The organism is Pseudomonas sp. R37(2017), from assembly GCF_002113375.1.
Taxonomy (GTDB): Bacteria; Pseudomonadota; Gammaproteobacteria; order Pseudomonadales; family Pseudomonadaceae; genus Aquipseudomonas.
Window position 1 is genome coordinate 334533 of the sequence record NZ_NEHO01000005.1, and the last position, 16679, is coordinate 351211.

General features: G+C 58.1%; 22 protein-coding genes. 8 read left to right on the forward strand and 14 right to left on the reverse strand.

Annotation, left to right across the window (positions count from 1 at the left end):
* Positions 1 to 8: 8 nt before the first annotated feature.
* The 6 genes from CAG47_RS11675 to CAG47_RS11700 form a co-directional block, all read right to left on the reverse strand.
* On the reverse strand, positions 9 to 635 hold the full coding sequence (locus tag CAG47_RS11675; protein ID WP_008002663.1) for a response regulator transcription factor: 627 nt from the start codon (positions 633 to 635) through the stop codon (positions 9 to 11).
* 251 nt (positions 636 to 886) lie between these two features.
* Positions 887 to 1273, reverse strand: a complete 387-nt coding sequence (locus tag CAG47_RS11680) for a response regulator (protein WP_085724998.1) — start codon at positions 1271 to 1273, stop codon at positions 887 to 889.
* A gap of 178 nt (positions 1274 to 1451) precedes the next feature.
* A complete protein-coding gene (locus tag CAG47_RS11685; RefSeq protein WP_085724999.1) occupies positions 1452 to 2780 on the reverse strand; it encodes a deoxyguanosinetriphosphate triphosphohydrolase in 1329 nt (442 codons plus the stop codon).
* 175 nt (positions 2781 to 2955) lie between these two features.
* A complete protein-coding gene (locus CAG47_RS11690) occupies positions 2956 to 3300 on the reverse strand; it encodes a hypothetical protein (RefSeq protein ID WP_085725000.1) in 345 nt (114 codons plus the stop codon).
* On the reverse strand, positions 3297 to 3686 hold the full coding sequence (locus CAG47_RS11695; RefSeq protein ID WP_085725001.1) for a phage holin family protein: 390 nt from the start codon (positions 3684 to 3686) through the stop codon (positions 3297 to 3299). The genes CAG47_RS11690 and CAG47_RS11695 overlap by 4 nt, the downstream gene beginning before the upstream one ends.
* A gap of 1 nt (position 3687) precedes the next feature.
* Complete coding sequence (locus tag CAG47_RS11700; protein ID WP_085725002.1) at positions 3688 to 4002, reverse strand: YqjD family protein; 315 nt, start codon at positions 4000 to 4002, stop codon at positions 3688 to 3690.
* A gap of 327 nt (positions 4003 to 4329) precedes the next feature.
* Between CAG47_RS11700 and CAG47_RS11705 the strand changes: the two genes are divergently transcribed.
* From CAG47_RS11705 to CAG47_RS11720, 4 genes are all read left to right on the forward strand, one after another.
* Positions 4330 to 5538, forward strand: a complete 1209-nt coding sequence (locus CAG47_RS11705) for an ammonium transporter (protein ID WP_085725003.1) — start codon at positions 4330 to 4332, stop codon at positions 5536 to 5538.
* A gap of 104 nt (positions 5539 to 5642) precedes the next feature.
* Positions 5643 to 5879 carry a glutaredoxin family protein gene (locus tag CAG47_RS11710; protein WP_085725004.1) on the forward strand — a complete coding sequence of 79 codons (237 nt, stop codon included), beginning with the start codon at positions 5643 to 5645 and terminating at the stop codon, positions 5877 to 5879.
* A 172-nt stretch (positions 5880 to 6051) separates the two neighbouring features.
* Entirely contained in the window at positions 6052 to 6369 is a 318-nt protein-coding gene (locus CAG47_RS11715; protein WP_085725005.1) for a transcriptional regulator, read from the forward strand.
* 70 nt (positions 6370 to 6439) lie between these two features.
* Entirely contained in the window at positions 6440 to 7330 is an 891-nt protein-coding gene (locus CAG47_RS11720; protein WP_085725006.1) for a pseudouridine synthase, read from the forward strand.
* An 84-nt stretch (positions 7331 to 7414) separates the two neighbouring features.
* On the opposite strand, the gene CAG47_RS11725 is transcribed toward CAG47_RS11720, so the two are convergent.
* Both CAG47_RS11725 and mobA read right to left on the reverse strand, forming a co-directional pair.
* On the reverse strand, positions 7415 to 7636 hold the full coding sequence (locus CAG47_RS11725; protein ID WP_085725007.1) for a YgdI/YgdR family lipoprotein: 222 nt from the start codon (positions 7634 to 7636) through the stop codon (positions 7415 to 7417).
* 75 nt (positions 7637 to 7711) lie between these two features.
* Positions 7712 to 8314 (reverse strand): molybdenum cofactor guanylyltransferase MobA, encoded by a 603-nt coding sequence (gene mobA, locus CAG47_RS11730; protein WP_085725008.1) that lies wholly within the window; start codon positions 8312 to 8314, stop codon positions 7712 to 7714.
* A gap of 81 nt (positions 8315 to 8395) precedes the next feature.
* Between mobA and moaB the strand changes: the two genes are divergently transcribed.
* Together moaB and glp are read left to right on the forward strand one after the other, a co-directional pair.
* Positions 8396 to 8935, forward strand: a complete 540-nt coding sequence (gene moaB, locus CAG47_RS11735; protein ID WP_085725009.1) for a molybdenum cofactor biosynthesis protein B — start codon at positions 8396 to 8398, stop codon at positions 8933 to 8935.
* On the forward strand, positions 8919 to 10145 hold the full coding sequence (glp, locus tag CAG47_RS11740; RefSeq protein WP_085725010.1) for a gephyrin-like molybdotransferase Glp: 1227 nt from the start codon (positions 8919 to 8921) through the stop codon (positions 10143 to 10145). The genes moaB and glp overlap by 17 nt, the downstream gene beginning before the upstream one ends.
* Before the next feature lie 63 nt (positions 10146 to 10208).
* Here the strand turns inward: glp and CAG47_RS11745 are convergent, their stop codons facing one another.
* The 4 genes from CAG47_RS11745 to CAG47_RS11760 all read right to left on the reverse strand — a co-directional run bounded on the left by CAG47_RS11745 (position 10209) and on the right by CAG47_RS11760 (position 13211).
* Positions 10209 to 10484: a hypothetical protein gene (locus CAG47_RS11745; RefSeq protein ID WP_371917200.1), complete on the reverse strand. Its 276-nt coding sequence runs from the start codon at positions 10482 to 10484 to the stop codon at positions 10209 to 10211.
* Between the two features lie 212 nt (positions 10485 to 10696).
* The gene (locus CAG47_RS11750) at positions 10697 to 11356 is read right to left on the reverse strand and encodes a response regulator transcription factor (RefSeq protein ID WP_085725012.1); all 660 of its coding nucleotides are present in this window, start codon (positions 11354 to 11356) and stop codon (positions 10697 to 10699) included.
* Positions 11353 to 12246 (reverse strand): sensor histidine kinase, encoded by an 894-nt coding sequence (locus CAG47_RS11755; protein WP_085725013.1) that lies wholly within the window; start codon positions 12244 to 12246, stop codon positions 11353 to 11355. The genes CAG47_RS11750 and CAG47_RS11755 overlap by 4 nt, the downstream gene beginning before the upstream one ends.
* A 494-nt stretch (positions 12247 to 12740) precedes the next feature.
* Positions 12741 to 13211, reverse strand: coding sequence for a hypothetical protein (locus tag CAG47_RS11760; RefSeq protein WP_085725014.1), 471 nt, complete (start codon positions 13209 to 13211; stop codon positions 12741 to 12743).
* Between the two features lie 462 nt (positions 13212 to 13673).
* Between CAG47_RS11760 and CAG47_RS11765 the strand changes: the two genes are divergently transcribed.
* A complete protein-coding gene (locus CAG47_RS11765; RefSeq protein ID WP_085725015.1) occupies positions 13674 to 14609 on the forward strand; it encodes a chemotaxis protein CheV in 936 nt (311 codons plus the stop codon).
* Positions 14610 to 14789: 180 nt separating this feature from the next.
* Positions 14790 to 15596, forward strand: a complete 807-nt coding sequence (locus CAG47_RS11770; protein WP_085725016.1) for an MOSC domain-containing protein — start codon at positions 14790 to 14792, stop codon at positions 15594 to 15596.
* A gap of 70 nt (positions 15597 to 15666) precedes the next feature.
* Here the strand turns inward: CAG47_RS11770 and CAG47_RS11775 are convergent, their stop codons facing one another.
* Positions 15667 to 15951 (reverse strand): pyrimidine/purine nucleoside phosphorylase, encoded by a 285-nt coding sequence (locus CAG47_RS11775; RefSeq protein WP_085725017.1) that lies wholly within the window; start codon positions 15949 to 15951, stop codon positions 15667 to 15669.
* 69 nt (positions 15952 to 16020) lie between these two features.
* Positions 16021 to 16563, reverse strand: coding sequence for an exonuclease domain-containing protein (locus tag CAG47_RS11780; protein ID WP_085725018.1), 543 nt, complete (start codon positions 16561 to 16563; stop codon positions 16021 to 16023).
* Between the last annotated feature and the right edge of the window lie 116 nt (positions 16564 to 16679).

Genomic DNA, 16679 nt, shown 5'->3' on the forward strand with positions numbered 1-16679 from the left:
CCAGGTTCTCACACGAGTGCGTTACGTTTTGCCATCTCAATCAGTTCAACCAGGGACTTGGCTTTGAGTTTCTGCATCAGGCGCTTTTTGTAGGTGCTTACAGTCTTGTTGCTCAGAAACATGCCCTTGGCGATTTCCTTGTTTGTGCGGCCTTGGGCAAAAAGTTGCAAGACCATCAGCTCCCGGTCGTTGACGGATTTGAACAGTTCGAGTTCGATACAGCGTGTTTCATCTCCCCGAACCGGGTTCAGGGCCTCGCTCGGGAAATAGTTGTAACCTGCAAATACTGCTTTTATGGCGCTGACCAGTTCACTGATGTCCTCTTGTTTGCAGACATAGCCCGATGCTCCGGACTGCATGCAGCGAATGCCGAAAAGTGTCGGGCATTGTGCTGTCAGTACCAGCGTTTTAAGAGGGGTGCTCATTGCGTTGAATCGGGATAGTACTTCCAGGCCGTCAAGTTTTGGAATGCTGATGTCGAGAATGACCAGGTCTGGCATGCATTCGCGAACCATCTGCATGGCGTCGACCCCATTATCAGTTTCACCGACGACTTTGTAACCTTCATGTTCCAGTAACATTCGAACGGCAAGGCGTATGACTGGGTGATCGTCCACAATAAAAACGGAGTTCATAATAAAATCCCATGCGAGCTCAAATAAAGCGCGCACCTTAGCTCAGATATTTGAAGGGGCGCATGAACTGACTGAGCTGTAGCAGCAATATAGGAGAAATCCTACAAGTTAAAAGGAATAGGACTACGCAGTAGTTGGGTTTTCGGTTAGGAAGGCTAAGAAAGTTCGGTGCTCGGATGCAGTTTGGCAGGAGGTTGTTTGTAAGGTTTGTAGTGTATTTTTTGGCTTTTACATATGTCTTCTCCCTGAATTTAAACTGAAGTCAATAAGCTTCTGAGTTCGGATTGTTTCAGAGGTTTAATCAAGTAGCCTAATAATGGCAGCCGGTGTTCAGTGGCCATTTTTACAAGTTCATCCAATTCAGACATGGTCAGGCTGCTCAGAATGATCGCCTGTCTGATCAGCCCTCGCTGGCTGGCGAACCGGACCAGATCGAATCCTGTCAGATCGGGCAGGCATTGATCGCATAAAAGGATATCGAATGGCCGGTCGGCCACGAGCATCTGCTGTATGGCGCTTTTGGCGCTGTCGGTGGTCGTCAGCCGGGTGAAGCCATAACTTTCCAGCAGACATTGAGTGGCTATCAGTTGGAAAGGGTGGTCCTCCACCACGAGGATTCGTAGATCGTCTTCGACCATGGGGCGCACTTCATCTGTCTAACAGAAGGGAGGACGATTGTTTCGCGAGAGTGTCGGACAAGCGATCAGTTTGCGCGTCATGTGCTGTAGGGCGATTCGACGAAACTTGAGCGCTGTTGGATGTTGAAGGGGGGATCAGCCATAACGTATGCCGTAATGGCTGACCAATCGATACTCTTCAGTGGCTGGTGCGTCCGGTCATTTCCAGGGCCATGTCGCTTGCATAGCTGTCGGTCATTCCCGCGATGAAATCGATCATGCGTAAAAACGAGGTGTGCAACGGGCCGTGAGGATCGGGTGCATTGTTGCCAAGCAGATCAAGGATGCGACGGCTTTTGAACGACGGTGTACGCCCGTTGTGTTGCTCCAGCGCTGCGCCACAAAAGGCGTTGAGCAGGATTTCCAGCGTGGTGTACGCGCCGATCTCGTGCAGGGTCTTGCGCTTGTCCTGGAAGATTTTCTTGCGGGCCATATCCTTCGCGTTCAGCACACAACGCTTGGCTGGCCCGTGCATGTGTTCCACCAGATCGCCGGGCAAGCTACCGGCCAACAGCGCGTCCTGTTGCTCGACGAAGGCGCGGGCCGCGGCATTGGTCAAATGCTCGATGGCTTTACCGCGCAGGATCGCCAGTTTGCGTCGGCGTGAATCGCCGGGACCGAGCTGGCGATAGGTCTCCGGCAAGTCATCGCCTACCAGGTCCAGCAGCAGGGACTCGACTTCAGCGTATTCCAGCAACTCCATTTCCAGGCCGTCTTCCAGGTCGATCAGCCCATAGCAGATGTCGTCGGCGGCCTCCATCAGATACACCAGCGGATGCCGTGCCCAGCGTTGCTCCTCCAGTTGTGGCAGGCCGAGTTTTTGGGCGATCTGCTCCAGTAGCGCAAGCTCGCTCTGATAGCAGCCGAACTTGTGTTTCTTGTAGCCCAGCGAGTCGGCGTGCCTGGCCGTCCATGGATACTTCAGGTAAGTGCCCAGCGTTGCATAGGTCAGTCGGGTGCCACCGTCGAACTGGTGATACTCCAGTTGAGTCAGTACGCGAAAGCCCTGGGCATTGCCTTCGAAGTTCAGGAAATCATTGCGCTCGGCTTCACTCATTGCATCCAGCCAGCCACGGCCGGCGGCTTGCTGGAACCAGTGACGGATCGCGTCTTCACCGGAGTGGCCGAAAGGGGGGTTGCCGATGTCGTGTGCCAGGCAGGCCGATTGCACCACCATCCCCAGGTCGCTGGGTTCGCACCAGTCGGGCAGGGCGTTGCGGATGGTTTCACCGACCCGCATGCCCAGTGAGCGACCCACGCAACTGACTTCCAGCGAGTGGGTCAGGCGCGTGTGAATGTGATCATTGCTGGACACCGGATGGACCTGGGTCTTGCGCCCGAGGCGGCGGAAAGCACCCGAGAAAATGATGCGGTCGTGGTCTTTGTGGAAAGGGCTGCGGCCGAGCTCTTCAGGGCTGTGCAGAGGCTTTCCGAGGCGTTCGCGGGTAAGCAGTGTGTGCCAATCCAAGGCGGGGTCCCTCCGTCAGGTGACTGATGGCCTAGCTTCCCGTTTCGCGCCATGACCTGCAAGCGGAACTACAGTTCCGCCGTGACTGTTGACCGGGCAGGCGCACAGGATCGCGCCCCTCGATTGAGAGGCACATCCTGTAGACGCCGCGAGAATGCAGCCAGAAAGAAACTGATCAGTCTTTGCGTGAAGAGCCTTGCATGATCAGTTTGATCAGCGGCCCCAATGTGGTGCCGAGCCGGATCAGTCGGGTCAGGCTGCTGAGGCCACCACCGTTTTTTGCCCCCTTGCCGGTCAGAAAACCCAGCAAGGTGACAGCGGCCACGCCCCAGAGTGGTGCGTGTTTGATGCCGAAACCGTCCTGCAGGTTTTGCGTCATTCCACGTACCCGTTGCAAAGGCTGCAGCAGTTGCGCGGATTCGTGGCGGATTTCCTGGCGATGCATTTCCATGCGCAGGCGGATCAGGGCCTTGCGCATTTCCGTGCGCGAGCTGTTGTGTGGCAGTTCAGGCAGGCTCATGGCAGCAGGCGCTCCCTATCGTTGGCCAGCTCTTCCAGTGTGCCGTGGAAGGGCGAGGACTCATCGAAAATCGCCGCTCTCAAGCGCATTCCACAGAAGATGGCGGCGAGGGTATAGAACACACAGAGCCCGATGATGGCGGTCAGGCGATAGGTGTCCCAGAACACGATAAGCACCAGTGTCGACAGCCCCACCAACAGCAGCAACGCAAACACCAGCGCCAGGCCGGCAAACAGCAACAGGCTGACGGTACGGGCTTTCTGCTCCTGCAATTCGATGCCGAACAATTCGACATGGCTGTGCAGCAACCCAAGGAAGGCGGCGCCCAGGCGCCGCGATGAGGAGCTGGTTCCCGCTTCGGACGGGTCGGATTCACCGATTGCCATATCAGCGCCGGCTGGCCAGCAGGCCAATCAGGAAACCCACGCCGGCCGCGATCCCGACGGACTGCCAGGGATTGGCCTGGACATAGTCTTCAGTGGCGGTAACGGCGGCCTTGCCGTGTTCGCGCAGGGCGTCTTCGGTCAGTTTCAGGGTTTCACGGGCACGCAAGAGACTGTCGTGGATCTGCTCGCGCAACTCGTCGGCCTGGTCCCCGGCCAGGGTCGCGGTGTGCTCCAGCAATCGTTCGGTGTCACTGACCAGTGTCTGAAAGTCGTTCATCAGGATTTCTTGAGCAGTCTTTGCCTGGTTGCGGGCCATGGTGGATCTCCATTAGTGGCTTTCTGATGCGTTCGAGTATGAGCCTTCGGCGAAGGTTCAGTACAAATGACTGGTACAACTTTTGCTGTGTCGTGGTGCACCGGTCTGCACCATTGCGCTACAGCCGGGCATGATTTCAGTAAAACCGTAGGACCAACAATCAAAAACTCGCGTAGACGTCCCGGGCGCGTTTTTCCTGGACGGTGTTCGTGCCCCAAAGCGGTTCAACAAGATCAGTGCGCTGATTTTTCGAGGCCGCAACTTGGTGCATGGATGCAAATAGCGAACTGCTTTGGTGCTTTTTTCTGCCATAAGGTCTGCCATCCCATGGAAAACCTGCAAAGCGCTGTGGACACCCTGGTCCATAGCTCCAACACGCTGTTCATTCTGATCGGTGCGGTCATGGTTCTGGCCATGCACGCCGGTTTTGCCTTTCTCGAAGTCGGAACCGTGCGACAGAAAAACCAGGTCAATGCATTGTCGAAAATCCTCAGCGACTTCGCCGTGTCGACACTGGCCTATTTCTTTATAGGCTATTGGATTTCCTATGGTGTGACGTTCATGCAGCCAGCGGCCGTGCTCAATGCCGACCATGGCTATGGACTGGTGAAGTTTTTCTTTCTGCTGACCTTTGCCGCGGCGATCCCGGCGATCATTTCCGGAGGGATTGCCGAACGCGCCCGGTTTGTCCCGCAATTGTGCGCAACGGCTTTGATTGTCGCGTTCATCTATCCCTTCTTCGAAGGCATGGTCTGGAATGGCAACCTGGGTATGCAAGCCTGGTTGCTCGAGCGCTTTGGCGCCGGTTTCCATGACTTCGCAGGCTCGGTGGTGGTGCATGGGATGGGCGGTTGGCTGGCACTGGCGGCAGTGCTGTTGCTCGGGCCGCGTAACGGTCGGTATCGCGACGGTCGACTGGTCGCGTTCGCACCATCGAGCATTCCGTTTCTTGCGTTGGGCTCGTGGATCCTGATCGTCGGCTGGTTCGGCTTCAACGTCATGAGCGCGCAAACCCTGCAAGGCGTGAGCGGGCTGGTGGCAGTGAACTCGCTGATGGCCATGGTTGGCGGTACGGTCGCGGCACTGATTGTCGGGCGCAACGACCCTGGCTTTCTGCACAACGGCCCGTTGGCGGGGCTCGTGGCAATCTGTGCCGGGTCCGACCTGATGCATCCCGTGGGCGCGCTGGTCACCGGTGCCATCGCAGGGGCACTGTTTGTCTGGTGCTTTACCGCGGCCCAGGGAAAATGGCGCATCGACGATGTCTTGGGTGTGTGGCCGTTGCATGGCTTGTGCGGCGCATGGGGCGGCATTGCCTGCGGCATCTTCGGCCAGAGTGTCTTTGGCGGTCTGGGCGGAGTCAGTCTGATCAGCCAGATGATCGGCACCGCATTGGGCGTGACCGTGGCACTGATCGGCGGTTTTGCCGTGTATGGATTGATCAAGGCGCTGCATGGATTGCGCCTGAGCCAGGAAGAGGAGTATTACGGCGCGGACCTGTCGATTCACAAGATCGGTGCCGTAAGCCAGGACTGACTCGGGTCTTTTCATCGTCGGTGGAGTCAGGGCAGGGACGCAATGGCTCGACGGTTTTTCGGGGCCGGCCTAGAATGATCATTTCATTTTTTGGTTGAGCACTCATGCCTCCCGAATGTCGGCTGTTCGGCACCCTTGGATGCCATCTCTGTGAAGTAGCCGAAGCCATGCTGATGGAGTTTGTCGAGCGCGGTCTGCTGGTGGAACTGGTGGATATCGCTGAGGATGAAAGCTGGTACGCCGCTTACAGCCTGCGTATTCCCGTGTTGCGGCGGGTCGACACTGGCGCTGAACTGGGCTGGCCGTTCAGTGCCGAGGACGTGGTGGCGTTCCTGCGTTAAGTGCTTTTTGCGCGGGCGGCATGCCCCCGCCTGTCGAACTTTGCGATTGATCCCCTTGGCTTAATCGGTGCTGATCGGATACTGTATGCGCATACAGTTATTCGCGGTGCCTGCCTTGTCGTCCTGATTTTCGGGAGAGATCAGGCGAGCCCGGGCGTGAGAGGGTCGAATCGTGGTCAATGTCGAACAGTTGAAGAACAGCGTGAACCGGATGTCCGCGGACGTCGTGCGCGAGGCCGTGCACGAGTTGCGTCTGGACGGTCTGGTGACCGAGGGGAAAACGCCCTTCAACAAAACGCATTTCAACACCTGTTTCGCAGAAATCGAAGCCCTGTTCCAACGCGCCGGTTATCACCGGCAACTCGATGTGGTGGGCTATCAGGGATTGTTGTACGCCCTGTATGACCCCGCTCGCTGGGAAGCGGTCGATGTACTGCGCTGGCTCAAGGAGTACACCGAAGCGGCGGCGCGTACCCTGATCCCGGCTTGAGAACGCCCCCTAGGTTCATTCCCCATACTGTTGGATAATGGCGCCCTGCACTGAGGGTTAAAGCATTCGTATGTCCACTTCTTCTTTTTCCGCGGCACACAGTCAGGCCAGTACGCTCTACTTGCCACCTGGCCCGTGGCACACCGTTGTCGATTGCCTGTGTGAGCATTTCAGCGCCATCGGTCGTGAACAATGGCTGGACAGAATCGCCCGTGGCCGGGTCCTCGATGGGCAAGGCATGCCGATCGCCCTCGATCTGGCCTACAAGGAAGGTTTGCGGATTCATTATTTTCGCGAAGTGCCGGATGAAAAGCCGATCCCGGTGATCGAGTCGATTCTGTACGCGGACGAGCACCTGGTGGTGGCCGACAAACCACACTTTCTACCCGTGACGCCCGCTGGCGAATACGTCGAACAGACGCTGCTCAGGCGCTTGATCCGGCGCCTGGGCAATCCGCATCTGGTGCCATTGCACCGCATAGACCGGCACACCGCAGGGCTGGTGCTGTTTTCAGCCAATCCGCAGAGCCGTTCGGCTTATCAGTCGTTGTTTCCAGCTCGGCAGATCGAAAAGCGCTACGAGGCCATTGCAGCGGCGTTGCCTGACGTTGCTTTCCCGCGGGTTCACAAGAGCCGACTGGTCGATGGCGAACCGTTCTTTCGCATGCAGGAGGGGCCTGGGGCCAGCAACACCGAGACTGCGATCGAAGTCAGGGCCAAGCACGGTGATTTCTGGCGCTATGGTCTTTATCCGGTGACGGGCAAGAAACACCAGCTGCGTGTACATATGGCGGCACTGGGAGCCGCTATCTGCAACGACCCGTTTTACCCCGAGGTGCTCAAGGAGGCCCAGGATGACTACGCCAATCCTTTGAAACTGCTGGCGCAGGGTCTGACATTCATCGATCCGGTCACGGGCCAGGAGCGAGTGTTCGAGAGTGAAATCACTCTGCAATGGTAATTGTGCAGCGACCTTGAAGCGCTGTTTTTCAGGCATGAAAAAGCCCGCATCAAGCGGGCTTTTTCGTATCCGGCGGCGCCAGGATTACAGATCTTTCACAGTACGAACCTGGTCTTTGTTGACGCGGGTCTGTTTACCGTCGAGCTGTTCGAACTCGTAGAAACCGGAGTCCTTGTCGAAATGCGGTGTGTCGACGGCCTGGATTTCGCGACCGTCATTCAAGGTGATCACCGTAGGCGATGCGCAACCGGCGAGGGTGGCAAGGCCGAGTGCGAGCATGAAAGTCGCGAGGGTCCGTTGAGTCATGAGTGTATCTCCGAATAAGAAATCTGTGGTCACTGAACTTGTGACGTACACCGTTCGTGCAAGTTCCTGATCAATTCAGTCTGACACAGAGCCGTGACCGCTTAACAGTTCCGGCGTGTTGAGGTTGGCCAGCCGAGGGTCATTGTCGGGGCATTGCAGCGCGGTCGCGCCGAGCTTGCGCATCAACCGGCCAGGACTGCGCTCACCCTCGTTCCAGGCCTCTTCGAAAGCTGCCCTGTGCAGCACAGGAATCACGCACAACAAGGGTTCCCAGTGATTGTCATGCCGCACCATCAGCGGCTTGTCCGGATGCAGGTTGGCGGCCTCGCGCATGTTGCCGATCAGCGCCGCATCAATGCCCGGAACGTCACAGGGCATGACCAGCAGATGGCTATGGCGAGCCGCTTTCAGGCCTGCGCGAATGCCCGCCAGCGGCCCGGGGAAATCACCTTCATCATCGTGGACCAACTGGTCGGCGTAGGGTTCGTACTTCTCAAGGTTGCGATTGCAGGAGATGATCAGGTCATCGGTCAGCGGGCGAGTCTTGCGATGCAGGTGTGCAATCAGTGGTTCGCCACGCCAGTTCAGCAGACCCTTGTCCTGGCCACCCATGCGTTGGCCGCGACCGCCCGCCAGGAGCAGAATGGAGCAGGGTGGCAAATGTGAATTCATGGTCATGGCAGGTCTCCATGGGAGCGGCGAAAAAACGGAGCGCTGTGATATAACACCGGGCTGTTTCTCCTACAACTGGACGAGCCTATGAAAGCCAAGGCTGATGTACCTTTCGCACCGCTGAATATTGCAGTGTTGACTGTCAGCGATACCCGCACACTGGAAACCGACACCTCGGGCCAACTCTTTGTCGACCGCTTGACCGCTGCCGGTCATAACCTGGCAGCCCGGGTGTTGCTCAAAGATGATCTCTACAAAATTCGTGCGCAAGTCGCCAACTGGATTGCCGACGATGTCGTGCAGGTTGTGCTGATCACCGGCGGCACGGGTTTTACCGGGCGCGATAGCACACCGGAGGCCGTCAGTTGCCTGCTGGACAAACAGGTTGATGGGTTTGGTGAGCTGTTCCGTCAGATCTCGGTTGCCGATATCGGCACCTCGACCGTTCAGTCCCGGACCTTGGCCGGTCTGGCCAATGGCACGCTGGTTTGCTGTTTGCCGGGCTCGACCAACGCCGTGCGCACCGGTTGGGATGGCATTCTGGCCGAACAACTGGATGCACGGCATCGTCCGTGCAATTTCGTGCCTCACTTGAAACAGGCAGCGCCTTGTGAATCCCGTGGGTAAGCCCGGCAAGACTGGCAGCCTGATGCCCGTCGAGGTGGCCCTGGTGCGCTTGCTGGAAATGGCCGAGGCCTCGAGGATCGTCGAGCGTGAACGCCTGCCGCTGGCACAGGTACAGGGGCGTGTACTGGCTGAAGATCTGGTGTCGACCCTCGATTTGCCACCCTGGCCCAACAGTGCCATGGACGGTTATGCCTTGCGCATGGCGGACTGGACTGGAGAGCCGTTGGTGGTCAGTCAAAAGGTGTTTGCCGGCCAGGCCCCCGAACCGTTGCAGCCGGGAACCTGTGCACGCATTTTCACCGGGGCACCTGTTCCCGCCGGCGCCGATTGCGTCGAGATGCAGGAAAACGCCGAAGTTCAGGCCGATGAGCGAGTACGTTTCACCCAGGCCCTGACCCCGGGCCAGAACATCCGCCCCCAAGGCCAGGAAACCACCGTCGGCGAGCTGATTCTGCCAGCAGGTACGCGACTGGGGCCGATCGAGCAAGGATTGGCTGCCTCATTGGGGTGTGCTGAGCTGGAGGTGGTTCGCAAGGTGCGTGTGGCGGTGCTGTCTACCGGCGACGAGTTGATTGAGCCGGGGCGGACGCTGGGGCCGGGACAGATCTACAACAGCAATCGGGTGTTGTTGTGTAGCTGGTTGCAGCGCTTGGGGTGTGAAGTCGTCGACGCGGGCATTCTTCCCGACGATCTGGAAACCACTCGCTCCCGATTGGGTGAGTTGAAGGATGTCGACCTGATCCTCTCGACCGGTGGCGTATCGGTGGGAGAGGCCGATTTTCTGGGCATCGCCTTGCGCGAAGAGGGCGAACTGACGCTGTGGAAGCTCGCCATCAAACCCGGTAAGCCGCTGACGTTCGGGCATTTTCGCGGTGTTCCGGTGATTGGCTTGCCGGGCAACCCGGCATCGACCCTGGTGACTTTTGCCTTGTTGACCAGGCCCTACCTCTTGCGCCGTCAGGGTGTGCCCGACGTTGAGCCGCTGAAGGTGCAGGTGCCGGCTGGGTTTGACTGGCTGCAACCCGGCAATCGGCGTGAGTATTTGCGCGCAAGGTTGGAAAACGGCCGGGCAACGATCTACAAGAACCAGAGTTCCGGTGTACTGCGTAGCGCTGCCTGGGCTGATGGATTGGTAGAAGTCCTGGAAGGTCGCACGCTTGCTCAGGGGGATAGCGTTTTCTTCATTCCGCTGAGCGAAGTCCTGAGCTGATAGTTTCAGCGGTCTTGTCACACAAAACCCGGTCGATTGAACCGGGTTTTGTGTTGATGCAACTCAATGAGCCAGAAGCAACGAAATAACCTGCTCGAATCGGCTGTTGGCGATCCAGCCAAGGAGGCCGAGGATCACCGCCGTTCCTCCGGCGGAATAGGCAAGCCTGTGCTTGATGGTTTTGACGTCGCCCCGGACTTCGTCCATGTCCCTGCGGATGCTCTTGAGGTGTGTTTCCAGCTCGGTGACGCGAGGTTCCATATCAACTTCTCCCGTGGCTTTTGTGCTGTTGCCGCATTCAGCTCGATGGCCTGACGCCCAAGGTCTCCCAATTAAGATTTGTGGTCAATTGAGCCGATTCCTCACGTTTTGTAAGAAAAATCCTGCCGTGCAGGGATCGAATCCTTGCGTCTGGAAATAATTCGTTTTCTTACGACCTTTGGCGGGAGCCTGCGGCTGGCTGTTCGATTGACCTGGGAAGCCGGTGGCGCACAGCGGCTGGTGGGCGAAACCTTGGCGGGAATCGCCGCTGTTACGGGGCGGTGAAGTGTCTAGTCGTCAAGGCTGATGATTTGTTCGCGTACGGCAAACAGCACCAGGCCTGCTACATCATAAATCTGCAAGCGCTTCATGATCTGCGAGCGGTGGGTTTCGATGGTCTTGACGCTTAACCCAAGGCCGTTGGCGATCTCGCGGGTAGATTTTCCGCGAACGATCAACCGCAGGATTTCCAGCTGACGCACCGTGAGGTTGTGTGAGTCGACAGGTTCGGGTTGATGCTTCTGGTTTCGGGTCAGCGCCTGATTGATCACCGTGTGGGCAATGGCCGGGCTCAGGTAGCGTTCGTTGTTGCGCAAGGCTTCCAGCGCGTGTTCGAGTTCGGTCGCCGTGGTGTCCTTGAGCAGGTAGCCATGGGCCCCGAATTCCAGCGCCTGCATGATGAGGGCCGGGTCGGTATGCATCGACAGGATCAGAACCTTGCTCTGCGGGCGCACTCGCTTGAGTTGCTGCAAGGCTTCGAGGCCGCCGGTCTGGCGCATCGAAATATCCAGCAGAATGATATCGGGGGACAGATGCCCGACCATTTCGAGCAACTGCGAGCCGTCATTGGCCTCGCCGATGACGGCATAGCCGGGCAGATCCATTACCAGGGCGCGCACGCCAGCCCTGATCAGCGAGTGGTCATCCACCAGTAGTAAATTACAAGTCAATGCATAACCTTATTCGAACTGGCCCGTTCGAGCGCACGGGGCGCCCAGGGAAATAGAGCTTCGATTTGAGTGCCTTTGCCCGGCTCGCTGGTAACGGTCAGTGTTCCGCCCAGTTGATCGAGCCGTTCCGACATCCCGGCCATACCGCGTTGCCCTTCGCGACCCGGGTCGGTTACGGGCGCGAATCCCTGGCCATCATCGCTGATCTGCAGTTTCAGGCCTTGTGGCAGACGCTGCAGGCAGACCAGCAGGTTCTTGGCCTGGGCATGTCGCAAGATGTTGGTGACTGCTTCCTGGGTGATGCGGAAAGCTGCCACCGCCATTTCCTCTGGTATGCCGGTCAGGCGCTGCTGGCATTCCAGGCTCCAGTGCACCGGGGTGTTGGCCAGGGTCTTGAGCAGGTGCGCGCGCAGACTGGCTTCCAGGCCGAGGCTGGTCAACTGCCGGGGATTGAGAATGGCGGATACGTCACGAACTTTCGCCAGGGTTTCTTCCAGCGTGTCGCGCAGAATCGCGCATTGTCCCTGGAACTCTTCCGGCATCCGGCGTTTGAGCCAGTCGCTTTGCAGTTTGGCGGCGGTCAGTAATTGGCCGATGTCGTCATGCAATTCCCGGCTCAGGCGATGACGCTCGTTTTCCTGAACCTGCAGCAGCCGGTCGGCCAGTTCCTGGGGCTGGAATTTGATGAATTTGCGCGAGAGGCTGTATTGCACGGCAACACTGGTCAGCGCCGCAATGTTGAGCACCAGCAAGGACAGGGGCAACGGAATGGCCAATACATAGACCAACAAACTGCCGAGCGTCGAGCAGGCACATAGCAACAGGGTGAATGTGCGTGCATTTTCTCGGGAGGGTGGCCACTTGGCAATTGACTTGAGGCTGGCGTGCATAGCGGATGGAGCCAATGGATGTTCGCTGCGGGCTGACCGGTCATGCTGGCTGACAGGCCCCTGTTTTTCATGTGGAGCGACTTCAATGGAGTGCATTTTTTGTTGGAGAGTTCAGCTCCGCACTGGAGTGAGCTGAATCCGGCTGCAACCACACTGCCATTAATTGGCGCCAACTAACAGGCGCCATAGTAGCACTTAAGATACCGTTGGTCGCGTTTGTATATGTGTCCAGAAAGTCAGGAATCCAGTCGTTTGGACGATGGTTCCATAATGGAAGAAGTTGGGTATTGCGACACAAAGTGCCGATTGTCCCTGGTTTTTTTGATGCCGGGCAAACCCTGACTAGAGAGCTGGCGCCCAATTGTGGAGGGGCAAAAGTGGGTGTTGAAAGATGTCGCTTATAGATATGAGGTAATCATATGCGACTTGTGCGCACTCAAGTTACAGCGGGGTATTGATAACCCAATCACGCCATACGGCTTGGTTGAGTCAGTTCAGGGCTGGCGTTCCGCACAGGACACGAGTGTGAACGGCCTGGAATTGACCGGTGGTTGAAATCGGCCTTGCCCGACCTGAAAGGCAAAGGCTTCGATCAGCGTGACCTGCTCGCTGTCGTCGAGACTGAGTTGCCCGGTGGTCTGGTCGATGAGTTCCAGTTGCCAGGCGATCAGGGTCAGGCAGTCTTTCAGTGCGTAAAGCGCCTCGTCGTGCAGGCTCATGGTGTTCTGTGCGTGGTTCAGCAGGCCATGAATATGCAGCGAGAATTCGGACACGGCCGCCAACGCCAGGGCATCGGCCTTGGTGGCCAGCTTGAGCAGTGTGCTGAGCAGGCAGTCGATGGCGTCCTTGTCATTGCTGATCAGTTGCAGATGACTCAGGCATTCCTCGGTTTTAGCCAGGAGTGTTTCAGCCTCGACGAGGAACTCCGGGAGCCGCAGGGCCCACTCGTTACGGTCGTTCTGCATACTTATCTCCACAACGTCATGTCAAATGAGGGGATATCGTGTGTGTCGACGAGGGTGGTCGGGACCCCGGCATTGCCGAGTCGTCGGGTGAACCAGTTTCGGCTGGCCCGCAGGCAGGCAGGGGAACACGAGAGGGTGGTTGGCCACTTACTTGCGATCGCACACAAAACCTGACTCCGTTCATGCAATGAGAATGGCGTCACATTAATGGCTATTGGATATTGCGAATATCAGGTTGCACCTGATTGTTGATAGGGGAATCCCTTAGGCAACGGAACCTATCACGTGAACTGTGGTCGCGTGGCGCAGAAGTGCAGCAGATGTAATCACAGCGCCAGTAAAGCATGATGTTAATGTGACATCAATGCCCGGTCGTGGCATTTTGGAGGGGGTCAAGCTTCGGCCAAAACAGCCGATAACCTTCTTCAAGTGAATTCATCCGAACAAGACCAGGAGTCATTGATGGCCGGCATTCTCGACACGGTAGACCAACGCACGCAACTGGTGGGTGAGAATCGCCTGGAAATTCTCATGTTCCGGCTCGCCGGACGGCAATTGTTCGCGATCAACGTCTTCAAGGTACAGGAAGTATTGCAACTGCCAAAGTTGACGCTGATGCCGCAGCGCCATCCTTTTGTGTGCGGCGTGGTCAACCTGCGTGGCCAGACCCTGCCGGTGATCGACCTGTCCCAGGCCATTGGCATGCGCCCGCTGGTGCCGGGGCCGGACAGCACGATTATCGTCACCGAGTACAACCGTTCGGTTCAGGCCTTCCTGGTCGGTGGCGTGGACCGGATCGTCAACATGAACTGGGAAGCCATCCTGCCGCCACCGGGCAGTGCCGGCCGCCAGCACTACCTGACGGCTATCAGCAAAGTCGATGAACAACTGGTGGAAATCATCGACGTCGAAAAGGTCTTGGCCGAGATTGTCCCGTACAACGCCAAAGTCTCCCGCGACAAGCTTGAAGACCCTGTACTGGAACGCGCCCGTGGCCGTGAAGTGCTGCTGGTGGACGACTCGAACGTGGCACTGGCGCAGTTGCGCGATACCCTGGGGCAGTTGGGCGTGAAGATGCACATCGCCAGCGACGGATTGAAGGCCTTGAACCTGCTCAAGGCCTGGGCCGACACTGGCGTGGACATGACTGAAAAACTGCTGATGGTTTTCACCGATGCGGAAATGCCGGAGATGGATGGTTATCGCCTGACCACCGAAATTCGCAATGATCCACGCCTGCGCGGCCTGTACGTGGTACTGCACACCTCGTTGTCCGGCAGCTTCAACGATTCGATGGTCAAAAAGGTCGGCTGCGACAATTTCCTTTCCAAATTCCAGCCGGACAAACTCGTCGACGTGGTACGTCAGCGCCTGATGCTTGACGAAGTGCCGGCCTAAGCGGTCTTCCTGTAGGAGCGAGCATGCTCGCGATGAAGGTACAGGCACCGCGGGGTGTCAGGTAGCCAGCGTCATCGTTGACGACCCTCGCGAGCATGCTCGCTCCTACAGGCTTTTTGCACTTTGATTCGCTGACCAAGCTCGTATAGGGTGGAGTTTTTGCCTACCAGGGAGCTGGCCATGTTGCGTCTGAGCGCGCTGTATCGTTATCCATTGAAGTCCGCCAAGGGAGAGACGCTTCAACAGAGTGGTCTCGATAAACTCGGGCTGGACGGCGATCGCCGCTGGATGCTGGTGGATGAGGCCAGCGGTCGTTTCCTGACCCAGCGTGCGGTGGCGCAGATGAGCCAGTTGTCGGCGCTGTGGAACGCCGAAGGTGGCTTGACCCTCGGCGCGCCCGGCCATTCGTCGATCGACATTGCCTTGCCCGGTAGCGATGCACAACTGCGTGGCGTGACCATCTGGCGCGATACCTTGCGAGTCCCCGATGCAGGCGACGAAGCCGGGGCCTGGGTCAGCCAGTTCATTGGAAAGCCGACGCGTCTGGTGCAAGTGCCGCTTGATCGGGCGCGAATGACCGAAGCCGGGTACGGCAATGATGACGATCAGGTGGCGTTCGCCGATGGCTTTCCGCTGTTGCTGATTGGCCAGGCCTCCCTCGAGGACTTGTCGCAACGGGTCGGGCGCCCGTTGGAGATGCTGCGATTCCGGCCAAACCTGGTGATCGAAGGCAGTGAAGCCTTCGCCGAGGACAGCTGGAAGCGTATCCGCATCGGCGAGGTCGAGTTCCGCGTGGTCAAGTCCTGTTCACGTTGCATCCTGACCACCATCGACCCGCAAACCGGGGAGCGCAGCGACGATCGCGAACCCTTGGCCACCTTGCAGAAATACCGCTCGCAGGCCGACGGTGCAATGTTCGGCCAGAACCTGGTCAACGACGGCAACGGGCGACTCGAAGTCGGCATGCCGGTGGAGATCCTCGAGTAATCTTGCGCAGAATGAAAAATGCCCGTGTCGAAAAACACGGGCATTTTTCATTGCGGTGAAGCCCGCGGGTTTAGCCGCGGTATTCGCACAGGTAAGCGGTGTCGACGGCGACTTTCAGCTGGAACTTGCTGTTGGCCGGTACGTTGAACTGGCTGCCGGCGGCGAAGGTTTCCCAGTCGCTGCTGTCTGGCAGTTTGACGGTCAATGCGCCGCTGACCACGTGCATGATTTCACGCTGGCTGGTGCCGAATTCGTATTCGCCCGGAGCCATGACGCCGATGGTCGCTGGACCTTCTGTGGTGCCAAAGGCGATCGACTTGACGGTGCCGTCGAAGTACTCGTTGACTTTAAACATGGGCGATTCCTCGAAAAGGGCTAAAAAGGGCCGGCCAGTATGCACAAGGCCCTCGGCGACGTCACCTGTCTAAAGCGGCAGAACCAGCGGCAGCAGGCGTGCGGTATTGCGCGCATCTTCCAGTGCCCGGTGTTGCTGGCCGGTGAACTGCAGGCCGGCCAATTGCAACGCGCCGTTCAATCCCAGCGGGCGCTCCAGGCGTCGGGCCTTGGCAAAACGCTGTTTGAGGTTCATGTGTGGCACGTTGCTCAGCATGCTGGCGAGTCCCAGTTGCTGCCAATCCTGAAGCAGTTGTTTGCGATCGTAATCGCCCCAACTGGCCCAGCCTTCAAGTCGCGTGTGGTGATGGCTTAGCCAGCGTTCAAACGCCGGCCAGACTTCGCCCAGCGGTTGCGCGGCATCGATGTTGGCCTGGCTGATGTGCGTCAGCTCGCGGCAAAACGGCGTCAGCAACGGCCGCCGCAACGGGCGGACGAAGCGCTGGAAGTGGTCCTGCTCGCGTCCCTTGCGGTCCACCAGGGTGGCGCCGATTTCAATGATTTCCATATCCGTTACGGGCCAACCACCCTCATCGGTGGTGGCCTCCAGATCAATGACCAGCCAGTGAGGCATTGCAGGTTTCCTGGTATCCGCGTCCTGTAGGGTTTGAGCGTAGCCAAACCCGGCGGTTCCGCCTAGTGGCCTGTGTGGCTGATTCGAGTACTCGAATCAGCCACACAGGCCACCAG